Genomic DNA, 4,034 nt, shown 5'->3' with positions numbered 1-4,034 from the left:
CGGCAGGGGCTCGCTCAGGTGGCCCTCCACCAAGTGCGTCATCAGGCGCAGGAACGTCTCCCGGTCACCCGGAGGGAACGCCGCGAGGGCCTCCTCGTGGACCCGGTCCACGATCTCCTGGCTGCGCGCGGCCGTCCGCGCCCCTTCCTCCGTCACCGCGATGATCCGCGCCCGCCGGTCCGTGCTCGACGGCCGCCGCTCCGCGAGCCCCGCCTTCTCCAGGGCGTCGACCGTGACGACCATCGTCGTCTTGTCCATGTCGCCGATCTCGGCCAGCTGGTTCTGCGTGCGCTCCTCCTCCAGCGCATGCACCAGCACGCAGTGCATCCGCGCCGTCAGCCCGATCTCGGCGAGCGCCGCGGCCATCCGGCTGCGCAGCACATGGCTCGTGTGGTCCAGGAGGTACGAGAGGTCAGGCCTGGTCCGGGTGGGGGCGGGAGTCATGGCGGTCATGGGTCCAGGGTAGTCCATAAGTCGTTCCGAGAGATATAGTCTGCAACGAAACCATCTGCTACGGTCGCTCCGTCGTCACCGCCCGGCAGGGGCGGCCGACCGACCCCGACCGAAGGGCCCCGCCATGTCTGCCACGCCCGCTGCACCCGCTGCACCCGCACAACCAGAAGGGCTCGCCCGCTCCCGCTGGCTCGCCCTCGGCGTCATCGCCACCGGCACCCTCATGATCATTCTCGACGGCTCCATCGTCACCGTCGCGCTGCCCGCCATGCAGAGCGACCTCAACTTCACGCCGACCGGCCTGAGTTGGGTGGTGAACGCCTACCTCATCGCCTTCGGCAGCCTGCTGCTGCTCGCCGGCCGGCTCGGTGACCTGCTCGGCCGCAAGCGGATGTTCCTCGCGGGCACCGGTGTCTTCACCGCCGCGTCGCTGCTCGCCGGCCTCGCCACCAGCCCGGCCGTCCTGCTCGCCGCACGCTTCCTGCAGGGCGTCGGCAGCGCGATGGCCGCCGCCGTCGGACTCGGCATCCTCGTCACGCTCTTCGCCGACCCGCGCGAACGGGCCCGTGCCATCGGCGTGTTCAGCTTCACCGGCGCCGCCGGCGCCTCGATCGGACAGGTCCTCGGCGGCGTCCTCACCGACGCCCTCGACTGGCACTGGATCTTCTTCATCAACCTGCCGATCGGCGCCGCCGTCCTCGCGCTTGCGCTCCCTGCGCTCCCCGCCGACCGCGGGCTCGGACTGCGCGCCGGGGCCGACGCCTGGGGTGCGCTGCTGATCACCGCCGGGCTGATGCTCGGGATCTACGGAGTCGTCAGCATCGAGGCGCACGGGGTGGGTTCGTGGCAGGCGGCCGGGACGATCGTGGCCGGGCTCGCCCTCGTCGCCGCGTTCGTCGTGCGGCAGGCCCGCGCCCGCACTCCGCTGATGCCGCTGCGCATCCTGCGCTCCCGCGCCGTCGTCGGCGCCAACGTCACCCAGATCCTCACCCTCGCCGCGATGTTCGCCTTCCAGGTGCTCGCCGCGCTCTACATGCAGCAGGTGCTCGGCTACGGGGCCCTGGAGACCGGCCTCGCGATGCTGCCCGCCGCCGTCATGATCGGCGCGGTCTCGCTCGGCGCCTCGGCCAGGCTCGCCGCCCGGTTCGGCGAGCGGCGGGTGCTGCTCGCCGGGCTCGTCCTGCTCGCCGGAGCCCTCGGCTATCTCGCCCGGGTGCCCGTGCAGGGCGCGTACGTGCCCGACCTGCTGCCCGTGATGCTGCTGGTGTCCGGCGGCGGGCTCGTGCTCCCCGCGCTCGCCGGGCTCGGGATGTCCGCGGCGAGCGAGGAGGACGCGGGGCTCGCCTCCGGTCTGTTCAACACCACCCAGCAGATCGGCATGGCGCTCGGCGTCGCCGTCCTGTCGACGCTCGCCGCGTCCCGCGCCGACTCCCTCGCGAGCGGCGGGAGTTCACCGGCCGCCGCGCTCACCGGCGGCTACCGGCTGGCGTTCGCCGTCGGGGCCGGACTGATCGGCGCCGCCTTCCTGGTCGCGCTGTTCGTGCTGCGCCGGCCCGCCGCGCCGACTCCGCAGCCGACCCGTGAGGCCCCCGCCACCACCGTGACCGCGGCCTGAGCCCCGTACCGCGGCCTGACCCCCGTACCGCAGACCACTCTCCTGAACCACGACCGAAGGAGGCCGTCATGGCCGGTCCCGCGCCCCGCTCCCTCAGCGAGCAGGAGCTCCAGCAGATCCTGACGGAAGGGAAGTTCGGTGTGCTCGCCAGCGTGCGCGCCACCGGTTACCCGCATCTGTCGACCGTCCTCTACCGCTGGAGCCAGGACGAGCGCACCCTGCGGATCTCCACGACCGAGGACCGCCTCAAACCCCGCCACTTCCGGGCCGATCCGCACGCCGCGCTGCACGTCCGGCGCGACGACTGGGCCTTCGCCGTCGCCGAGGGCGAGGCGGAGGTGACCGCGCCCAGCACCGAGGCGGGGGACGCGGTGGGGCGTGAACTGCTCGACATGGCACGGGAGTTCGTCGCCGAGGGCGCCGAGGAGGCGTTCCTCGCCGAAGCCGTCGCCGAGCGGCGCGTCGTCATCCGGATCAAGGTGGCGCGGCTCTACGGCACCGCGCTCGACGTCGCGTGACCGGGGCGGTGGCGGACGGCGAAGGGGAATCCGGTGGACCCGGGCCCGGCCCGGTTCCTACCCTGCCGGGCATGACCGCCCCGCACCCGCACCTGCGCCCCGCCGGACCCGCCGACGCCGAGGCCGTCGCCCTGCTGCACGCCGACAGCTGGCGACGGCACTACCGGGGCGCGTACGTCGACGCGTTCCTCGACGGTGACGTCGTCGCCGACCGGCGGGCGGTGTGGACGGCGCGGCTCGGCGCAGAGCCGGCGCACGGGGTGACCGTGCTCGCGGAGGACGCGGCGGGGCTCGTCGGCTTCGTGCACGTCGTGCTCGACCACGACGGGCGCTGGGGCAGCCTCGTCGACAACCTGCACGTCACGAACGACCGCAGGCGCGGCGGGACCGGCACCGTCCTGCTCGGCCGGGCCGCCGCGGCCGTCGCCGAACGGGCGGCGGGACCCGCCCTGTACCTGTGGGTGCAGGAGCAGAACGAGGCGGCCCGCCGCTTCTACCGCGCGATGGGCGGCACCGTTGTCGAGACCGCCCCGATCGAACCGCCGGGCGGAGTGCCCCAGTGGCTGAACGGGGCGCCGCGCAAGCTGCGCGTGGCCTGGCCCGACGTACGGTCGGTCGGCCGCTGAGCTCAGCTCTCCCGGGCGGTCGCCGGCTCCTCGCCCGCCTCGTCGACGACCGCGTGATCGAGCACCGCCGTACCGGACATGAGCGTCCCCGCCTTGCCGTACGAGGTGTTCCTGACGAGGTAGCTGCGGTCGCCGAGGAACGTCAGGTCCCGCTCGTCGAAGACCCACTCCGTACGGGTGCCGAACGTCGTGTCCTCGCGGGCGATCCCCACCCCGCGCCGGCCGGTCACGTCGTGCGCGCCGGGCGCCTTGGTGACGCCGGGGATGCGGGCCGCCGCACGGTAGAGCGCCGCGGCCGTCCGGGGCGGCATCACCTCGCCGACCGTACCGCCGATCCAGTCGAAGACCGCCTGGTCGCGCTCCTCGCCCTTGGTCTTCGGCAGCTCGGCGTAGAGGTGGTCGAGGAGTGCGTCCGGGTCGGTGGGCAGGGCCGCCAGCCAGTCGTACGTGGGGCGGTTGAAGCCGGCCGGGGTGCCGTCGGTGTCGCCGAGTTCGGCGTTGAGGGGAAACGTCTCGCCGTCGGCCCTGGCGACGCCCAGCTTGTGCAGCGGGCCCGGCTGCTGCGAGATCCACGTCTCCCTCTCCTCCAGCGGGCTCACCACCGCCTTGCCGCTGGTCAGATCCGCCCCGCGGACCTTGGCCCGGGTGTAGGCGAACTGGTCGGCGCGGACGTGCAGTTCGGTGCCCCGGCCCGCCGCGTCGGAGATCTGGTCGAGGAGCGCCGCGGCCGGGCGCATCGCCGGGGTGGCCTGGCCGTCGGTGCCGGTGCCGGTGCCGGTGCCGGTTTCGGTGCCGGTGAGGGCGATGCCGGTGGCGAGGATC

At 73.8% G+C, this 4,034-nt stretch carries 5 protein-coding genes; 3 read left to right on the top strand and 2 right to left on the bottom strand.

What is annotated here, in order from left to right; translation table 11 throughout:
* Positions 1–453, bottom strand: a 453-nt coding sequence (locus M4J07_RS46875) for a MarR family winged helix-turn-helix transcriptional regulator (protein ID WP_255983353.1), incomplete at its 3' end; no start/stop codon positions are given.
* A 124-nt stretch (positions 454–577) separates the two neighbouring features.
* On the opposite strand from M4J07_RS46875, the gene M4J07_RS46870 reads away from it, so the two are divergent.
* The 3 genes from M4J07_RS46870 to M4J07_RS46860 all read left to right on the top strand — a co-directional run bounded on the left by M4J07_RS46870 (position 578) and on the right by M4J07_RS46860 (position 3,212).
* Positions 578–2,068 (top strand): MFS transporter, encoded by a 1,491-nt coding sequence (locus M4J07_RS46870; protein WP_255983351.1) that lies wholly within the window; start codon positions 578–580, stop codon positions 2,066–2,068.
* Between the two features lie 68 nt (positions 2,069–2,136).
* Positions 2,137–2,586: a TIGR03618 family F420-dependent PPOX class oxidoreductase gene (locus M4J07_RS46865; protein ID WP_255983349.1), complete on the top strand. Its 450-nt coding sequence runs from the start codon at positions 2,137–2,139 to the stop codon at positions 2,584–2,586.
* Positions 2,587–2,657: 71 nt separating this feature from the next.
* On the top strand, positions 2,658–3,212 hold the full coding sequence (locus M4J07_RS46860; RefSeq protein WP_255983347.1) for a GNAT family N-acetyltransferase: 555 nt from the start codon (positions 2,658–2,660) through the stop codon (positions 3,210–3,212).
* Between the two features lie 2 nt (positions 3,213–3,214).
* On the opposite strand, the gene M4J07_RS46855 is transcribed toward M4J07_RS46860, so the two are convergent.
* On the bottom strand, positions 3,215–4,034 hold an 820-nt coding region (locus tag M4J07_RS46855; RefSeq protein WP_255983345.1), incomplete at its 5' end, for a CU044_5270 family protein.

Source organism: Streptomyces longispororuber (genome assembly GCF_024448165.1).
GTDB lineage: Bacteria > Actinomycetota > Actinomycetes > Streptomycetales > Streptomycetaceae > Streptomyces > Streptomyces longispororuber_A.
This window is presented reverse-complemented; position numbering and strand designations above follow the sequence as displayed.

What these genes read in the sequence shown, in the direction of transcription:
- M4J07_RS46865 (WP_255983349.1), top strand. Translation starts at nt 2,137, where the DNA reads ATGGCCGGTCCCGCGCCCCGCTCCCTCAGCGAGCAGGAGCTCCAGCAG.
- M4J07_RS46860 (WP_255983347.1), top strand. Translation starts at nt 2,658, where the DNA reads ATGACCGCCCCGCACCCGCACCTGCGCCCCGCCGGACCCGCCGACGCC.
- M4J07_RS46870 (WP_255983351.1), top strand. Translation starts at nt 578, where the DNA reads ATGTCTGCCACGCCCGCTGCACCCGCTGCACCCGCACAACCAGAAGGG.